The 15905-nt window shown below is 75.4% G+C and carries 14 protein-coding genes; 5 read left to right on the top strand and 9 right to left on the bottom strand.

Going from position 1 to position 15905, the window contains the following annotated elements:
* Window positions 1-20: 20 nt before the first annotated feature.
* Window positions 21-611: a DUF6230 family protein gene (locus tag AAG589_RS06090; protein ID WP_430566382.1), complete on the bottom strand. Its 591-nt coding sequence runs from the start codon at window positions 609-611 to the stop codon at window positions 21-23.
* 155 nt (window positions 612-766) lie between these two features.
* Between AAG589_RS06090 and AAG589_RS06085 the strand changes: the two genes are divergently transcribed.
* The gene (locus tag AAG589_RS06085) at window positions 767-1390 is read left to right on the top strand and encodes a TetR/AcrR family transcriptional regulator (RefSeq protein ID WP_430566381.1); all 624 of its coding nucleotides are present in this window, start codon (window positions 767-769) and stop codon (window positions 1388-1390) included.
* A gap of 117 nt (window positions 1391-1507) precedes the next feature.
* Here the strand turns inward: AAG589_RS06085 and AAG589_RS06080 are convergent, their stop codons facing one another.
* The 4 genes from AAG589_RS06080 to AAG589_RS06065 all read right to left on the bottom strand — a co-directional run bounded on the left by AAG589_RS06080 (window position 1508) and on the right by AAG589_RS06065 (window position 6491).
* Window positions 1508-3295: a S1C family serine protease gene (locus AAG589_RS06080; protein WP_430566380.1), complete on the bottom strand. Its 1788-nt coding sequence runs from the start codon at window positions 3293-3295 to the stop codon at window positions 1508-1510.
* Between the two features lie 96 nt (window positions 3296-3391).
* Window positions 3392-5221, bottom strand: a complete 1830-nt coding sequence (gene menD / locus AAG589_RS06075; protein ID WP_430566379.1) for a 2-succinyl-5-enolpyruvyl-6-hydroxy-3-cyclohexene-1-carboxylic-acid synthase — start codon at window positions 5219-5221, stop codon at window positions 3392-3394.
* The gene (locus tag AAG589_RS06070; protein ID WP_430566378.1) at window positions 5218-6234 is read right to left on the bottom strand and encodes an o-succinylbenzoate synthase; all 1017 of its coding nucleotides are present in this window, start codon (window positions 6232-6234) and stop codon (window positions 5218-5220) included. The genes menD and AAG589_RS06070 overlap by 4 nt, the downstream gene beginning before the upstream one ends.
* Before the next feature lie 89 nt (window positions 6235-6323).
* The gene (locus AAG589_RS06065) at window positions 6324-6491 is read right to left on the bottom strand and encodes a hypothetical protein (RefSeq protein ID WP_430566377.1); all 168 of its coding nucleotides are present in this window, start codon (window positions 6489-6491) and stop codon (window positions 6324-6326) included.
* Between the two features lie 356 nt (window positions 6492-6847).
* Between AAG589_RS06065 and AAG589_RS06060 the strand changes: the two genes are divergently transcribed.
* On the top strand, window positions 6848-8560 hold the full coding sequence (locus AAG589_RS06060) for a BCCT family transporter (RefSeq protein WP_430567151.1): 1713 nt from the start codon (window positions 6848-6850) through the stop codon (window positions 8558-8560).
* A gap of 47 nt (window positions 8561-8607) precedes the next feature.
* Here the strand turns inward: AAG589_RS06060 and AAG589_RS06055 are convergent, their stop codons facing one another.
* The 3 genes from AAG589_RS06055 to pdxR form a co-directional block, all read right to left on the bottom strand.
* Complete coding sequence (locus tag AAG589_RS06055; RefSeq protein ID WP_430566376.1) at window positions 8608-9105, bottom strand: hypothetical protein; 498 nt, start codon at window positions 9103-9105, stop codon at window positions 8608-8610.
* Window positions 9102-9449 (bottom strand): SdpI family protein, encoded by a 348-nt coding sequence (locus AAG589_RS06050; protein ID WP_430566375.1) that lies wholly within the window; start codon window positions 9447-9449, stop codon window positions 9102-9104. Before AAG589_RS06050 ends, AAG589_RS06055 begins: the two co-directional genes overlap by 4 nt.
* Before the next feature lie 189 nt (window positions 9450-9638).
* Window positions 9639-11051, bottom strand: coding sequence for a MocR-like pyridoxine biosynthesis transcription factor PdxR (pdxR, locus tag AAG589_RS06045; protein WP_430566374.1), 1413 nt, complete (start codon window positions 11049-11051; stop codon window positions 9639-9641).
* Window positions 11052-11118: 67 nt separating this feature from the next.
* Here pdxR and AAG589_RS06040 point away from each other — a divergent pair, with 67 nt between their 5' ends.
* From AAG589_RS06040 to AAG589_RS06030, 3 genes are all read left to right on the top strand, one after another.
* On the top strand, window positions 11119-12093 hold the full coding sequence (locus AAG589_RS06040; protein ID WP_430566373.1) for a DMT family transporter: 975 nt from the start codon (window positions 11119-11121) through the stop codon (window positions 12091-12093).
* Window positions 12090-13079, top strand: coding sequence for a 1,4-dihydroxy-2-naphthoyl-CoA synthase (locus AAG589_RS06035; protein ID WP_430566372.1), 990 nt, complete (start codon window positions 12090-12092; stop codon window positions 13077-13079). The genes AAG589_RS06040 and AAG589_RS06035 overlap by 4 nt, the downstream gene beginning before the upstream one ends.
* Before the next feature lie 86 nt (window positions 13080-13165).
* Window positions 13166-14752, top strand: coding sequence for an outer membrane protein assembly factor BamB family protein (locus tag AAG589_RS06030; RefSeq protein ID WP_430566371.1), 1587 nt, complete (start codon window positions 13166-13168; stop codon window positions 14750-14752).
* A 34-nt stretch (window positions 14753-14786) separates the two neighbouring features.
* Here the strand turns inward: AAG589_RS06030 and AAG589_RS06025 are convergent, their stop codons facing one another.
* Window positions 14787-15857 carry a DUF3048 domain-containing protein gene (locus AAG589_RS06025; RefSeq protein ID WP_430566370.1) on the bottom strand — a complete coding sequence of 357 codons (1071 nt, stop codon included), beginning with the start codon at window positions 15855-15857 and terminating at the stop codon, window positions 14787-14789.
* Window positions 15858-15905: the final 48 nt, after the last annotated feature.

Genomic DNA, 15905 nt, shown 5'->3' with positions numbered 1-15905 from the left:
TCCCTGGTCGCCGGGGCCGCTCAGAAGCACTCGGTGCCGTCGGAGACCTTCAGGTGCAGGTCGGTGAGCTTGAAGACCGCCGCCGACGTGCTCGACGAGACCTGCTTGAGGTCGTCGATGGCGACCGCGTCGGAGTCCATCGCGAAGTCGCCCTTGCTGCCGTGCGCCTTGGTGTTCACGGTGGAGGCGTCCACGCCGATGCGGATCTGGTTGAACTGCGCGGTGCCGCGCAGGTCGCTCATGCCGATCTGCAGGTCGGTCGCCTTGACCGGGTTCTTCGGGTTGGTGCCCGCGGAGATCAGCAGGCCCAGCGGCATGCCCGGGATCTTCACCGACTGGCACAGGTTGTGCAGCGTCGCGTCCTTGATGTTGGCGATCGCGACCGGGTGCGACTTGCCGTCCGCGTCCTTCGCCTCGCCCGCGTACTGCGAGAAGCCGGTCCCGTCGAGCTTGTCCGCCGCGATCTTGAACTGCTGGCCCGAGATCGCCATCGACACCGGCACGGCCCCCTGGGCGACCCCGCCCATCAGGACGCCGATCACCGCCACCGTCGGGACCGCCGCGAGCATCGCACGGCCTCGACGCGTGCGCGTCAGTGCGCTGAGCTTCATTTCCCCTCCAACAGACGACATGGCGACCCCTGTGTCGCCGACGAGTGGCGACGGTACGCCCCTTACTGAGGCGACGTCAATAGGACTCCGCGCGCGCGTCGGGGGCCCGCCGCCGGCGCGCCCGCGACCTGCCGGAACGGCCATATGCTCAGCACATGGCAGCCGCGCGACGCACCCGGATGAGCCCCGACGAACGCCGGCAGCAACTCGTCGCGCTGGGGGTGGCGGCGCTGGCCGACCGGCCGCTGGAGGCCGTCACCGTGGAGGACCTGGCCGCCGAGGCCGGCGTCTCCCCCGGGCTCGTGCACTACTACTTCGGCAACCGGCAGGGCCTGCACTCCGCCATCGTCCGCACGGCCCGCGACGCCATGCTGCACGCCACCGAGCCCCGCCCGGAGCTGCCGCCGCGCGAGCGCCTGCGCGACACCCTGGACCGCTTCGTGGAGTTCGTGCACGACCACGACGCGACGTTCTACTCGTTGGTGCGGGGCGCCGCGTCGGGCGACGAGCACGTGCGCGCCACCATCCAGCACGCCCGCGACGTGCTGGCCGGGCACCTGCGCGACGCCTTCCAGGAGATCGGCGTCGCGCAGAGCCCGCTGCTGGAGGTCGCGCTGCACTCGTGGATCTCGTTCGCCGAGCAGGCGCTCGTCGAGGCCGCCACCGACCCCGAGATCTCCCCCACCGAGCTCGCCGACTTCCTCGAGCGCAGCGCCCTCGGCGTCCTCGCCGCCCTGCGCCGGTCGCCGGTCGAGCCCTCCGACGCCCGTCCCCGCTGACCGGGCCCGTCGAGCAGGACAAAAGCCCCGCGGGCCGCGACGGGGAGGGGGTCGTCGCGGCCCGCGGGGCTGCATGGTGCGGCCCGGCCGGACCGTGCGGTCCGGCCGGGCCGTGGCTCAGTTGGTGCCGCCCGGGAGCAGGTCCTGGAGCCAGCCGGGCAGGTTGCCCGGGTCGGTCGAGTCCGAGCCGCCGTCCTGGCCCTGCCCGTCGCCCTGACCCTGGCCGTTCTGGTCGCCCTGGCCGGTGCCGCCCTGACCGTTCTGGTCGGTGCCGCCCTGGCCGCTGCTGGACGACTCGTCGCGCACGGCGAGCGTGACGTCGACCTTCTGCGTCTTGCCGTCGCGGACGTACGTCAGCGTGACCTTCTGGTCGGCCGCCTTCTCCCGCACGTACGCCGTGAGCGACTCGGCGCCGTTGACGGCGTCGTCGTCGATCGCGACGATCACGTCGCCGGTCTTGACGCCGGCGTCGGCGGCGGGCGAGCCGGACGAGACGTCGACCACCTGGGCGCCGCGACGCGTGACGCCGTCGGCCGTGGTCGTCGTGTCCTGCATCGTCACGCCGAGGAACGCGTGCTCCGCCGTGCCGTCCTTGATGAGCTGGTCGGCGATGTTGGTCGCGAGGTTCACCGGGATCGCGAACCCGAGACCGATGGAGCCGGACTGCTCGCCGCTCATGCCGCTCGACATCGTGGCGATCGACGACGTGATGCCGATGACCTGGCCCTGGGCGTTGAACAGCGGGCCGCCCGAGTTGCCGGGGTTGATCGCCGCGTCGATCTGGATCGCGTTGGTGACGACCTGGGTGCTGCCGTCCTCCCCCGACGCCGAGACCGGGCGGTCGAGCGCCGACACGATGCCCGTCGTAGCGGTGTTCGCCAGACCGAGCGGGTTGCCGACCGCCAGCACCCCGTCGCCCACCGTGACGTCGTCGGACGAGCCGAACGACGCGGGCTTGAGGTCCTTCGGCGGGTTCTTCAGCTTCACGACCGCCAGGTCGGTGGTCGGGTCGGTGCCCACGATGGTCGCCTCGTAGAGGCTGCCGTCGGACAGCGTCACCTGCACGGTGTCGTTCTGCGCGCCCGACACGACGTGGTTGTTCGTGAGGATGTGGCCCTGGTCGTCGTAGACGACGCCCGAGCCCTCGGCGCCGCCGGACTGGCTCTGCACCTGGATGGCGACGACGGACGGGGCGACGGCCGTCGTGACGGCCTCCCAGTCCGGGTTGTTCGAGGTCGAGTTCTTGACCGGGGCCTCGTCGGTGGACTGCGGGGTCGTGCCGACGCTCGCGAGCGAGGACGGGTCGCCCGAGTCGAACGCGCCCGTCGCCGCCGCGGTGCCGAGGCTCGCGAGGACGGCCGCGATGACCGCCGCGCTCGCCACCGGGACCCACACGGACCGGCGGCGCTCGGTCGAGGCCGTGCCCGTGGCACCCGGCTGCGCCGGGGACTGGCCCAGGGCGTACGGGTTCTGCTGGCCCTGGCCGTACGGCTGCTGGCCCTGCTGCTGAGGCTGCTGGCCCTGCTGCTGAGGCTGCTGCCCCTGCTGGTGCTGCGCCTGCTGGTACTGCTGCTGGGGTGCGCCCTGCTGGGGCTGCGTCGGGTGCTGCGGGGAGTAGTAGGGCGACCCGGGCGCCATCTGCCCGTACCGCGGCTGCTGCCCCGGCTGCTGCACCGGGTGCTGCTGCGTCGTGTGCTGCGGCGCGGCGGGCTGCTGCCCGGCTCCCTGGGTGGGGAGCTGCTGGGTCGGCTGAACGGTGAGGTGCTGGGTGTCCTGCGTGTCCGGCTGCGGCGCGGTGCGGTCCGCGGAGGCCGGCTGCTCGGCCGGCTGCTCCGTGGGGTTCTCGCTCCGGTTCGGCTCGTCGGCGCCCGACGGCTGCGGTGCGCCCGGGGTGTCGGTGCTCATGGTGCCCTCCTCGATGTGTGCCCCTAGCAGACCACCCCACCCTGGTGCGCGGCTTGGTTCAACCTGAGAACTTGCTGCGAATCATGTTCCCGCAGGTCAGAACGTCTCCCGCACGGCGGCCGCGACGCGCGCCGCGAGGTCGCGCGTCTCCGCGAGCCGGTCGGCGCGCGGCACGCGCACCTCGATCACCTGCACGCCGCGCGTCGGGGCCCGCAGGGCGTGCCGCAGGGAGCCGACGTCGAGCACGAGCTGGTGGTCCACGCCGTAGCCCGCGCAGAGCTGGGCGAGGTTGGCCCCGTGCGGCGTGCCGAAGACGCGCTCGAAGGTGGCGGCGCCGCCCTCGGACGACGTCGCGAGCTCGCCGTGCTCCAGCGTGGCGAAGATGGAGCCGCCGTCGTCGTTGACGACGACGATCTCCAGGTCGACGGGCGGCTCGTGCGGCCCGCGCAGCAGCCCGCCGGCGTCGTGCAGGAACGTGAGGTCGCCGACCAGGGCGCGGGTGCGGCGCCCCTGGCGGGCGGCGGCGTGCGCGACGCCGGTCGCGGTCGACACGGTGCCGTCGATGCCGGCGAGCCCGCGGTTGGCGAGCACGTCGGGCAGGTCGCCGGCCTGCGGGTGGTCCAGCCCGAGCACGAGGTCCAGGTCGCGCACGGGGTTGGACGAGCCGACCACGAGCAGGTCGTCCGGTCCGAGCACGGACGCCACGGCGCGCGCGACGGCGAGCGCCGCGTGGGGGGCGGTGAGCAGCCCCTCGGCGACGGCGGCGTCCGAGGTCGCGCCGTCCACGACGGCGGCCGCCGCCCGGCCCGCCGCCCGCCAGCGCGCGAGGAACACCCCGCCGTCGGCGCCCACGTGCGCCGTCGGCGACGACCACCGGTCGGCGAGCGCGGGGACGACGGCCTCGGCGTTGCGGGCGGCGTCCGGCCACGGCCCGCCGCCCGGGGCGACGACCGTGACGACGACGTCCGTCCGCGCCAGCAGCCGCTGCACGGGGCGGGACAGCGTCGGGCGGCCGAAGACGACGACGTGCTCGACGTCGCCGGTCAGCTCCTCGACGGCCAGCACCGAGCGGTACGCCGCCACCGCGTTCGGCCCGCCGCACGCGCCCGACGACGGCTCGGCGAGCAGCGGCCAGCCCTGCGCCTCCGCGACGGCGCGCGCGACCGGCCCCGCGCCGTCGCCCGCGACGACGAGCGTGCGCGCCGGGTCCCCGTACAGGGCGGGGTCGTCGCCCGGCGCGGGAGCCGGCGGGACCACGGTGGTGCGGCGGAAGCCCTCGGGCCAGACGTCCTCGGACGGGAGCGGGGCCAGCGGGGCGGGCGGGTGCAGCGGGTCGCGGAACGCCAGGTTCACGTGGACCGGGCCGGGGTGGCCGTCGCGCAGCCCGAGGGCCGCCGCGAGCGCCCGGCCGAGCGTGCCGAGCAGGTCGCGCACCTCGCCGTCGCGTCCGTCCGGCGCGGGGACGTCGACGGCGTACCGCACGGCGGAGCCGAAGATCCCCACCTGGTCGGTGGTCTGGGACGCGCCGGTGCCGCGCAGCTCGTGCGGGCGGTCGGCGGCGAGCACCACGAGGGGCACGCCGGTGTGGTGCGCCTCGAGGACCGCGGGGTGCAGGTTGGCCACCGCGGTGCCGGACGTCGTCACGACGGCCACCGGCCGCGGCAGCTCGACCTGCTCGTCCTCCCCGGCGCCACGGCGGACGAGCTCGGCACCCCGGGACAGGCCGAGGGCGAGGAAGCCGGCGGACCGCTCGTCGACGCGCACGTGCAGCGTGAGGAGCCCGCGCTCCGCGGCCTCGGCCAGCGCGTACGCGAGCGGGGCTGACCGGGACCCGGGCGCGAGGACGACGTCACGCACCCCCTGCAGCGCGAGGTCGGTCACGACCGCCCGCGCGGCGACCAGCGACGGGGGCAGCGCGGCGCTCACGCAGCGTCCTCGAGCAACACCGACAGGCGCGCGTACCGCGCCAGCCACCGGTCGAGGGTCGCCGGGTCGGGCTCGGCCGCCGCGAGGGCGGCGGCGTCCGGCACGGGGCGCCGCACCGGCAGGTCGCCGTCCACCGGCAGCAGCGGGTCGGCGACCACGTCGTGGACCAGCAGCTGCGACGTCGCGAGGCCGCAGGCGTAGGGCAGCTCGGGCAGCGCCGCTGCGAGCGCCACCCCGGCCGCGAGGCCGACCGACGACTCCAGGGCGGACGACACGACGACCGGCAGCCCCACCTGCTCGGCGAGGTCGAGGCAGGCACGCACGCCGCCCAGCGGCTGCACCTTGAGCACGACGACGTCCGCGGCGTCCTCGCGCACGACCCGCAGCGGGTCGGCGGCGCGGCGGATCGACTCGTCCGCGGCGACCGGCACCGGGGAGCGCAGCCCGCGGCGGACGGCGGCCAGCCCGGCGACGTCGGCGCACGGCTGCTCCACGTACTCCAGGCCGCCCGCGGCGGCGTCGAGCACCGGGATGCGGGCGAGCGCCTCGTCCTCGGACCACCCGCCGTTCGCGTCCACCCGGATCGCGCCGACCCCCGGCCCGTGCAGCTCGTCGAGCGCGGCGCGCACGGCGGCGACCCGCGCCTCCTCCGCCGCCAGCGGCTCGAGCGCACCGGGGCGACCGCCGGCCGACGGCCCCCGCTGGGCCACCTTCACCTTCGCCGTCCGGCAGCCGCCGGAGGCGAGGACGATCGCGCGCGCCCGCTCGGGCCCGACCGCGGGCACGGTGACGTTGACCGGCACGCGGTCGCGCACGGGGGCGGGGAAGCCGACGTCGGCGGCCTCGCGGGCGGCGCGCAGCCAGGTCGCGGACTCGACGTCGTCGTAGTCCCAGAACGGGGAGAGCTCGCCCCAGCCCGCGTCGCCGCGCAGCAGCAGCCCGTCGCGCACGTCGAGGCCCCGGAACCGGGTGGTCAGCGGGGTGCGGTACACGATCTCACGCAGCAGCTGCACCCGTTCAGGGTACTGGCCGGCACGTCGCCGGTCGCAGCGCGCGGGCGCGCCGGGACCCCGGGTGGCCCCCGCCGGGAGGTCGCTCGGCGTCAGTCGGTGAAGTCCGTCAGCTCCGGCACGTACGTGAGCGGGCTCGGAGCAGGCCGGCCACCGATGCGCTCGGCGTCGCGGCGGACCGTGTCGGCGTCGTACACGAAGATCTCGTGCGCGACGTCCTCCGGGTCCACCACGGCGTCGTCCGGTTCCCGCACGCTCATGCCTCCAGGGTGCGCCCGTTCCCGTCGCTCGGGGCGGAAGGTCGCCGGGCGCGCCGCGCCCGGCGCGAGCCGACCCCCACGACACGCGGGGCGATCTGCGAAATGTTGCACAAGGCGACCAGGTGCGAGACGGTCGGTTGCCGTCCCATCTGGGTCACACGAGTTGTCATCACAGTCACGGACAGGGCTTCGCAGTGAACGATCATTCGAGCAAGATCGAACAGCGTGGCGCGAAGCGGCACGCCCAGGACGCGGCGGACAGGGTCGGTCGCGCGCTCAGGTCGCCCACCGCCGAGGTGGTGCCGCACCCGGCCCTGGACTACCCGATCGGGGTCGACGAGCAGCGGCGCAGCCCGATGGACTGGGTCGTCTTCGGAGTCACCTCCGCCGTCGCCGTCGCGTTCCTCGTCTGGGGGTTCGTCGACACCGACGGCCTGGCCAGCGCCTCCAGCTCGGCCCTGGGCTGGGTGACGACGAACGTCGGCTGGCTCTTCGTGCTGACCGCCAGCCTGTTCGTCGTGTACAGCCTGTGGCTGGCGATCAGCAGGTACGGCGCCATCCCGCTCGGCGCCGACGGCGAGGCACCCGAGTTCCGCACGGTGTCCTGGGTGGCGATGATGTTCTCCGCCGGGATGGGCATCGGGCTGATCTTCTGGGGCGTCGCCGAGCCGCTCGCCCACTTCGTGGACCCGCCGCCGGGCACCGTCGACGCCGGCGACCCCGAGGCCGTCCAGCACGCGATGTCCACCACGATGTTCCACTGGACGCTGCACCCGTGGGCGATCTACGCCGTCGTCGGCCTGGCGATCGCGTACAGCGCCTACCGCAAGGGCCGCAAGCAGCTCATCTCCTCGGTGTTCGAGCCGCTCCTGGGCCGGCACGCGCGCGGCCCGGTCGGCAAGGTCATCGACATGCTCGCGATCTTCGCGACGCTGTTCGGATCGGCCGCCTCGCTCGGGCTGGGTGCGCTGCAGATCAAGAGCGGCCTGGAGGTGGTCGGTTGGGCCGGCGACGTCGGCAACGCCGTCCTGGTCGCGATCATCGCCGTCCTGACGGTCTGCTTCGTGCTCTCGGCCGTCTCGGGCGTCGCCCGCGGCATCCAGTGGCTCTCGAACATCAACATGGTCCTGGCGCTGGCGCTGGCCCTATTCGTCTTCGTGGTCGGGCCGACCGTGTTCATCCTGAACCTCATCCCCAACTCGATCGGCACCTACGTCCAGGACCTGGCGATGATGGCGGCCCGGACCGGCGCCGACAGCTCCTCCACCCCCGGCGGGGTCTCCACCAGCGACTGGCTGGCGCAGTGGACCGTCTTCTACTGGGCCTGGTGGATCTCCTGGACGCCCTTCGTCGGCATGTTCATCGCGCGGATCTCCCGCGGTCGGACGATCCGCCAGTTCGTCGGCGGCGTCCTGCTGGTGCCGAGCCTGGTCACCATCGTGTGGTTCTGCATCTTCGGCGGCGCGGGCCTCTATCTCCAGCAGGGCGGCACCGACATCGCCGGCGCCGGGGCGACCGAGGCGCAGCTGTTCGGGATGCTCGGCGAGTACCCGTGGCAGTCGCTCACCACCGTGGTCGTGATGATCCTGGTCGCGATCTTCTTCGTCTCCGGGGCGGACGCCGCCTCCATCGTCATGGGCACCCTGGCGCAGCGCGGTAGCGCCGAACCGAGTCGCCTCAACGTCATCTTCTGGGGTGTCGCGACCGGTGCGGTCGCCGCGGTGATGCTGCTCGTCGGCGGGAACGACGCGCTCACCGGCCTCCAGAACCTCACCATCCTGGTCGCCCTGCCGTTCGTGGTCGTGATGGTGCTCCTGATGGTCTCGCTGACCCGGGACCTCAACTCCGATCCGATGATCGTCCGGCAGAAGTACGCCCGGGAGGCCGTCAAGCAGGCGGTCATCGCCGGCGTCACCGAGCACGGGGACGACTTCGCGATCGCGGTCGAACCCTCCGACCAGCCGATCACGCCCCCGGGCGTCGAGGTACCCGACGAGGTCGACCTTCCCGGCGACGTGGCGGCCGCCCGCGCGACGACCGACGACGGGTCCGACGGCGACCACCGGTAGCGGGAGGGCTCGCCCCGGCCGGTCGTCGCGCCGTCGCGGAGGGCTCGTCAGGCGTGCCGCGCCCGGGCGGAGTCCAGCGCGTCGTGCAGCTCCCGCGCCGCCGGGACCACGACGACGATCCGCTCGCCGCGGGTCGTGCGGACCTCGACCCCCGGTCCGGGCCCCCACAGCAGGCCGGTGACCTTGCCCGGCATCCGGCGCAGCCCGACCCCGCCGAGGCGCGCGGGGTCCACCCGGTCCACGAGCTCGACGGCGGCGACGTCGGCGGTGTCGACCACGGCACGGTGCAGCGGCCGGAACGCGAAGACCGCGAACGCGTCGGCGACCGTGACCTCGATCCGGCAGACGATCAGCGCCACCGCGACGAGGGCGCCGACCGCGAGCGGGACGAGCGTGGCGACCAGGAGCCCGGGGGCGTCGTGCAGCGCCCACACAGCCCAGCCGGTCCCGACGGCCTCGAGCGCGGCGATCCCGACGCCGAGCCCCCGGATCCCTCCCGGCGTGGGCGCGGTGAACCGCTCGGCGGGCACGGGCGCGCCGCTCACGGCACGGGCACCCGGGACGCCGCGCGGTGGGCGACGACGCCGGCGACCACGACGACCACGAGGACCGCCACCAGCAGCACGAGGCCGGCGATCTCGAGCCGGCCGGCGCCGTCCGGGCCGAGCACGAGGAGGGCGCCGATGCCGGCGAGCGCGATCACGATCGCGGCCCAGCGGAGCAGCGGCAGGGCGGCCCGGTGGCCGGCCTCCCACGCCGCCTCCGAGCGCTGGGTGGCGGGCGTGCGGATGCCGACCGCGCCGTTGGCCCCCAGCTGTCCGCGGGCGGCCGCGCGGGTGATCAGCCACACCCCCACCGCAACCGCCACCGCGACCACCAGCACCACCATCAGACCACTCCTTCGTCGTTGTCGACGACGGACCGGTCGTCGTCGTCGTCGGGGATGAACAGCTCGTCCACGCGGGTGCCGAGCCCCGCAGCTCACGGACGCGGCTATGCACTGCCCACCTGCGGGATCACGGCCGTCGCGGCCAGGGTGCGGGACGCGCGGGTCAGCATGCCGAGAGCGAAGCACACGTCACTTCTCCTGTGAAGTCGCCTCTACTCCGCCCGCGGCCGCCAGGATCTCGACGACGCGTGCGACGGCCGAACCCTGCACCCGCGCCGCCCCGACCACGACGCCCCGGGAGCCGGGGCGCACCGACATGCCGGACAGCGCCTCCGCCGGCACGCCGACGTCGCGCAGGGCGGCCACGGCCCGCGCCTCGGCGTCGTCGTCCGGCAGGCGCACGACGAGGTGCAGCCCCGCCGCGACGCCCTCCACGACCAGCTGCGGCGCGTCGCGAGCCAGGGCGTCCAGCAGCAGCCCTCGGCGCCCCTTGTACGCCAGCCGGGCCCGGCGCAGGTGCCGCGCGTACGCGCCGTCGGCGATCAGCCGGGCGAACGCCGCCTGCTCCGGCACCGAGCAGCCGAGGTCGGCGCGCCGCTTGGCGTCGACGAGCGCGTCGCGCGCCCCGGCCGGCGCGACCACCCAGCCCAGCCGCAACGACGGGGACAGCAGCTTGGACACCGAGCCGAGCAGGACGACGTGGTCCGGGTCCAGGCCCCGCAGCGCGCCGACCGGCTGCCGGTCGTAGCGCAGCTCGGCGTCGTAGTCGTCCTCCAGCAGCAGCCGGCCGCCGTCCCGCGCCCAGGCGACCAGCTCGCGCCGTCGCTCGGGGGCGAGGACGACGCCGAGGGGGAACTGGTGCGCCGGTGTGACGACGGCGGCCGCGGCGTCGGGCAGCGCGTCGGTGCGGATGCCCCGGTCGTCGACGGGCACGGGGACGACCTCCAGCCCTGCGTCGCGCAGCTGCGTGACGACCCCGGGTGACGCCGGGTCCTCGACGGCGATGCGGCGTCCGGCGGACCGCTCGGCGAGCACCTCGCCCAGCAGTGCGAGCCCCTGCGCGACGCCGCTGACGATCACCACGTCCCGCGCCTCGACCGGGGCGGCGCGCGCGGTGCGCAGGTGCGCGGCGAGGGCCAGGCGCAGCTCGAGCAGGCCCTGCGGGTCGGGGTACCCCAGCTCCGCGTCGGGCAGCTCGCGCGTCGCGTCGCGCACGGCGCGAGCCCACGCGGCGCGGGGGAAGAGCGCCGGGTCGGGCGCCCCCACGCTGGCCGGCCGCTCCCCGGGGGCCTCCGCACCGGCACGCGCAGGCCCGGGGGCGGCGCCGCGCGGGCGACGGGCGAGGTCCGCCACGACGACGCTCGAGCGGGGGCGGCTCTCGAGGACGCCCTCCCCCACGAGCTCGTCCACCGCGGCCGCGACCGTGCCCCGCGAGACGCCCAGGCCCGCCGCCGCGGCCCGCGACGACGGCAGTGCGACGCCGGCCTCCAGCCGTCCGGACGCGACGGCGTCCCGCAGCCCGTCGCGCAGCCAGGCGCCGACGTCGGCGCGCGGACGGGCGCCGAGCAGGAGAAGCAGGTCCTCGGGGTGCAGCCGCCTCATCTGGACCAGTGAACCAGCAACGAACTGGCCCTGCCCGCCGGTCCAGCGCGCTCGTAGCGTCGCAGGCATGACACGTTCCTCGACCGCCTCCGTCGACGTCGACCGACCGACCTCTCCCGGGTCTCGACAGGCTCGACCACCGGGAGCCACGGACGGCACGATCGCCGCGTACGGCCTCTGCGCCGTCGCGATGGTGCTCGTCGGGGCCTCGTTCACCGCGTCCGCCGCGCTGGCGGACTACCCGGTGTTCGGCGGGCAGGCCGCGCGGTACGCCGTCGCCGCGCTGTGCCTGTTCGCGGTGATGCGGTGGCGGCGCGTGTCGTTCGTGCTGCCGAGCCCGCGCCAGGCCGCCCGCCTCGCGGCGCTCGCCGCGACGGGCCTCACCGGGTTCAGCGCGTTCGTCGTCCTCGCCACCCGGCACGCCGAGCCGTCCCTGGTGGGGGCGGTGGTGGGCGCCACGCCCGTCGTCCTGGCCGCCACCCAGGCCGTGCGCGAGCGCCGCCTCGCGCCGCGGACCCTGGCGGCGGCGGCAGTCGTCACCGCCGGGGTGGTCCTCGCCGAGGGCGTCGGCTCGGCCGACCCGCTCGGCCTGCTGCTCGCCGTCGGGGCGCTCGCGTGCGAGGCGGCGTTCTCGCTGCTCGCCGTCCCGCTGCTGCCGACGCTGGGGGCGCTGCGCGTCTCGGCGTACGCGTGCGCCGCGGCGGTGCCGCAGCTCCTGCTGCTCGGCCTGCTCGCGCCTGGTCCGCTGCTCGCCGTGCCCGACGGCGGCGAGCTGGCCGCGCTGGCGTACCTGTCCGTCGTCGTCACCGCGGTCGCCTTCCTGCTCTGGTACACCGGGCTCGCGCGGGTCGGCGCCGCCCGCGCCGGGCTCTTCGCCGGCCTGATGCCCGTCGCCGCGCTCGTCGCGTCCCTCGCGCTCGGCGTCGAGACGCCGACGGCCCACGGCGTCGCGGGCGCCCTCGTCGTCGCGGCGGGGCTGGCGCTCGGGCTGTCCTCCTCGCGGCGAGCGCCTCGGCGGCGACGAACTAGGGTGACGGCGTGAGCAGCGCACCCCTCCCCCGGACCGTCTCCCACACGTTCGACCCCACGCGGTGGCGCGAGGTCACCGGGTTCGAGAACCTCACCGACCTCACCTACCACCGCGGGGTGGAGCGCGACGCCGACGGCGCCGTCGTGCGCGACCTGCCCGTGGTGCGCGTCGCGTTCGACCGGCCCGAGGTGCGCAACGCGTTCCGCCCGCACACCGTCGACGAGCTGTACCGCGTGCTCGACCACGCCCGCATGACCTCCGACGTCGGCACCGTGCTGCTCACCGGCAACGGCCCGTCCCCGAAGGACGGCGGCTGGGCGTTCTGCTCCGGCGGCGACCAGCGCATCCGCGGCCGCTCCGGCTACCAGTACACGACCGCCGTCGACGCCCCCGACGGCGGCGAGGTCCTGGGCGAGACCGCCGACGCCGTCGACCCCGCCCGCGCCGGTCGGCTGCACATCCTCGAGGTGCAGCGCCTCATCCGCACGATGCCGAAGGTCGTCATCGCCGTCGTGGACGGCTGGGCCGCCGGTGGCGGGCACTCGCTGCACGTCGTGGCGGACCTGTCGATCGCGTGCCGCCAGCACGGGCGCTTCAAGCAGACGGACGCGGACGTCGGCTCGTTCGACGGCGGCTACGGCTCCGCCTACCTCGCCCGCCAGGTGGGCCAGAAGCGTGCGCGGGAGATCTTCTTCCTCGCCCGCGAGTACTCCGCCGACGACGCCGAGCGGTGGGGCGGCGTCAACGAGGTGGCCGAGCACGACGACCTCGAGGGCCTCGCCATCGAGTACGCGCGCACCATCGCCGGCAAGTCCCCGCAGGCGGTCCGGATGCTCAAGTTCGCGTTCAACCTGGCCGACGACGGCCTCATGGGTCAGCAGGTCTTCGCCGGGGAGGCCACCCGCCTCGCCTACCTCACCGACGAGGCCGTCGAGGGCCGCGACGCCTTCCTCGAGAAGCGCGACCCCGACTGGTCGCGGTTCCCGTACGCCTTCTGACGTTCTCACCCGCGTCGACCCGGCCCGCACGGCCGGTGTGCCGATAGCCTCCGGCCATGCCGCCGAGGTTCCGACGCTCCGAGCCGATGACCACCTTCGAGCTCGTGCCGGACGACGAGCGCGACGACGGCGACAGCCGGCCGGCGACCGACGGCGACGCACCAGGCTCCCCCACCCTCCGCGACCGCGCCGTCGCACGCTGGCGCGCCCTGTCCCGCCGCGGCCGCGTCACCGTCGCGGCGGGCACCGCCGTCGTCGTGGTCGCCGCCGCCACCGCAGCCGTGATGCCGGGCCTGCTCGACGCCCGTGCCGAGCGGCTGCGCGCCGAGGCGGTGCAGGGCCTGCCCGGAGCCGTCGGCGACCTGTCCGAGCCGCTGGCCGAGACGTGGGAGCTCGCGAACGGCGACGGCACCCTGGTGGCGCTCTCCGGCGGCCTCCTGCTCAGAACCGAGGGAACCGAGGCGTCGGCGCTCGACGCCGGAACCGGCCGCGAGGTGTGGCGGCACGACGTCGGGGCCTTCCCGACGTGCGGGCCGCAGCGGGGCTACCGGGAGGATCCGGTCCCGCCCGCCGACGAAGTCGTCTGTCTCGGCGGCGACCCGGACGACCGCACCGTCACGGTGCTCGACGCCGCCGGCTCCGTCGTCGGCGAACGCCCGATCGGCGCCGCGCGGACCGACGTGTACGACGACGTGAGCCCGGACGGTGCCCCGGTGGTGGTGCCCGCCGCCGGCGGCGCGATCGCGGTGGCCGACGACCTCACCGACGCCACCGCGCCCTGGCCCTCGGACGACGTACCCGACGCGGACACCCTGAGCAGGCTCCGCGCCGACGGCTGGGTCGACCCGCACCTCCGCCTGGAGGACGCCCTCACCGGCGAGGTGCGGGGCGAGGCGACCCTGCGCCTCCGGCCGGAGGACCTCGAGGAGTGCGGGATGATGCAGGACGGGAGCGCCGACCCCGAGCTGGCGACGGCCCCCGCGGTCGTCGCGTCCCTGTCGGCGACGACGCTCGCCGTGTGCGGCGCCTCGGTCGTCGTCACGCCCGACGGGACCGTGCTCGACACGGGCACCGACGGCCAGTGGGCGATGCCGCTCGTCGGCGGTGGCTACGTCGTCCCGGGTGAGAAGCAGAGCACCGTGCTCGAGGAGAACGGCACGGTCGTCACGACGGTGCCGGGCTGGTCGGTCCCGCCGACGGTGGACGACGCCCCCGGTTCCTCCTCGCTTGCCCTGACGGGGGTGAGCGAGGCGGGCGACGGCCCGTCGGAGCTGCGGCTCGCGTCGTTCGACCCGGACGGCGCGAAGGAGTGGACCGCCACGGTCGACGGGCCGGCCGACGTGCTCGCGCGGGTCGCAGGCGTCGTCGTCGCGCAGGTCGACGACGGGCTCGTCGGCCTCGACCGGCAGACCGGCGCCGTGATCTGGGCGCGTGACGACCTGCTGCCGGCGTCGAGCGACGGCTCGGGCACCTGGGTCGCCGGGGCGGTCACGGACGGCACCCGCCTGCTGATCGGCGTCAGCGGCAACGACGAGCACCACCGGCTGGTCACCCTCGACCTCCGGGACGGCACCACGGTGTGGGAGCGGGAGGAGCGCGGGTTCCTCGAGTGGTTGACCGCGGTCGAGGGGCACGTGGTGGCCTTCGACCTCGTCGTGCACGGCCTCGGCTGACTCCCCGCCCGCCGCGGCCGCGCGACGTCGGCGGTCAGGAGGCCTTCCAGCTCCCGCCGTCCTTCGGGACGAGCTCGATCCACGTGCTGCCGGGGTCGAGCTCGACGGGCTCGCCGTCGTGGGTGAGCTCGACCGGGGACTTCTGGTCCTTCTTGGACCACTGCACGGGCAGGGTCCTGCCCGCGGAGGCCAGCACGCCCTTGCCCTTGCCGACCAGCTCGGTCTTGGGGACGGGAGCGCCGGCGGGGTCCTTGTACTTCGTGTCCACGACGTCGACGGACAGCGCGAGCACGTTGGTGGCCGCGTGCCGCGCGCCCGACGACGACACCGACTCGCGCGAGCCCTCGCTGCGCTGCCACTGCTTCGCCTTGCCCGACCAGTCCCAGACGCTGCGCTGCGCGGGGCTGAGGGTCACGGCGAACGTGCCCGCCTTCGTCCCGTCGGCCGCCGCGGTCCCCTCGCCCGCCCCGGCCGCGTACCGGAACTGGGCGGGCGGCGGCACGGTGCGGTCGCCGTCGGCCTGGTCGAGGAACGCCTTCGGGTCCCCGACCACGTTGTGCGGGGCGGACCGGTCCGGGTCGCGGGAGAAGCCCGCGTCGCCGCGGTCCATGATCACGGACTGGGTGCCGGACTTCTCGACGGCCTTGATGAACGGAGTCTGGCCGCCCGAGTAGGCGAGGAGCCCGCCGAGCGGCGCGACGACGTCCGGGTCCATCGGCCGCACGGAGCGCACCGGCTCCACCGCCTTCGGGAGCGTCGAGTGGTACACGGCGACGAACCGCGTGATGCCGCCCTCGACGACCTCCTCCCACACGAGGTCGGCGTCCTCGAGCCCGGTCTGCGGCCGCGCCTCGGGCGCGTTCTCCACCTTGATCGCGAGCGCGGGGCGGGCGGCGACGTCGTCCGAGCGCACCCCGGTGAGCGGCCAGGCGGACGGCATGGTGGGCGACGGCGGCGCGCCCTTGTCCGCGCTCGGCGTGACGGTCGGCGCGGGCGACCCTCCGGACGAGCACGCCCCGAGCGCCAGGACGGCGCCGACCGCCACGGCGGCCAGCGCCGACGCGGGGGCGCGCCGGGATCGGGTCGGGCGGGGCGTTGCGGTCATGCGGTCCTCCCGAGATGGCGGGCTGTGCGCGCGGTCACACGACCTCAC

Source organism: Isoptericola sp. F-RaC21, assembly GCF_038593535.1.
In the GTDB taxonomy this organism is placed as follows: Bacteria; Actinomycetota; Actinomycetes; order Actinomycetales; family Cellulomonadaceae; genus Isoptericola.
This window is presented reverse-complemented; position numbering and strand designations above follow the sequence as displayed.

What these genes read in the sequence shown, in the direction of transcription:
- AAG589_RS06040 (WP_430566373.1), top strand. Translation starts at nt 11,119, where the DNA reads ATGACACGTTCCTCGACCGCCTCCGTCGACGTCGACCGACCGACCTCT.
- AAG589_RS06080 (WP_430566380.1), bottom strand. Translation starts at nt 3,295, where the DNA reads ATGAGCACCGACACCCCGGGCGCACCGCAGCCGTCGGGCGCCGACGAG.
- AAG589_RS06065 (WP_430566377.1), bottom strand. Translation starts at nt 6,491, where the DNA reads ATGAGCGTGCGGGAACCGGACGACGCCGTGGTGGACCCGGAGGACGTC.
- AAG589_RS06025 (WP_430566370.1), bottom strand. Translation starts at nt 15,857, where the DNA reads ATGACCGCAACGCCCCGCCCGACCCGATCCCGGCGCGCCCCCGCGTCG.
- AAG589_RS06090 (WP_430566382.1), bottom strand. Translation starts at nt 611, where the DNA reads ATGAAGCTCAGCGCACTGACGCGCACGCGTCGAGGCCGTGCGATGCTC.
- AAG589_RS06050 (WP_430566375.1), bottom strand. Translation starts at nt 9,449, where the DNA reads ATGGTGGTGCTGGTGGTCGCGGTGGCGGTTGCGGTGGGGGTGTGGCTG.
- pdxR (WP_430566374.1), bottom strand. Translation starts at nt 11,051, where the DNA reads ATGAGGCGGCTGCACCCCGAGGACCTGCTTCTCCTGCTCGGCGCCCGT.
- AAG589_RS06085 (WP_430566381.1), top strand. Translation starts at nt 767, where the DNA reads ATGGCAGCCGCGCGACGCACCCGGATGAGCCCCGACGAACGCCGGCAG.
- AAG589_RS06060 (WP_430567151.1), top strand. Translation starts at nt 6,848, where the DNA reads ATGGACTGGGTCGTCTTCGGAGTCACCTCCGCCGTCGCCGTCGCGTTC.
- AAG589_RS06030 (WP_430566371.1), top strand. Translation starts at nt 13,166, where the DNA reads ATGACCACCTTCGAGCTCGTGCCGGACGACGAGCGCGACGACGGCGAC.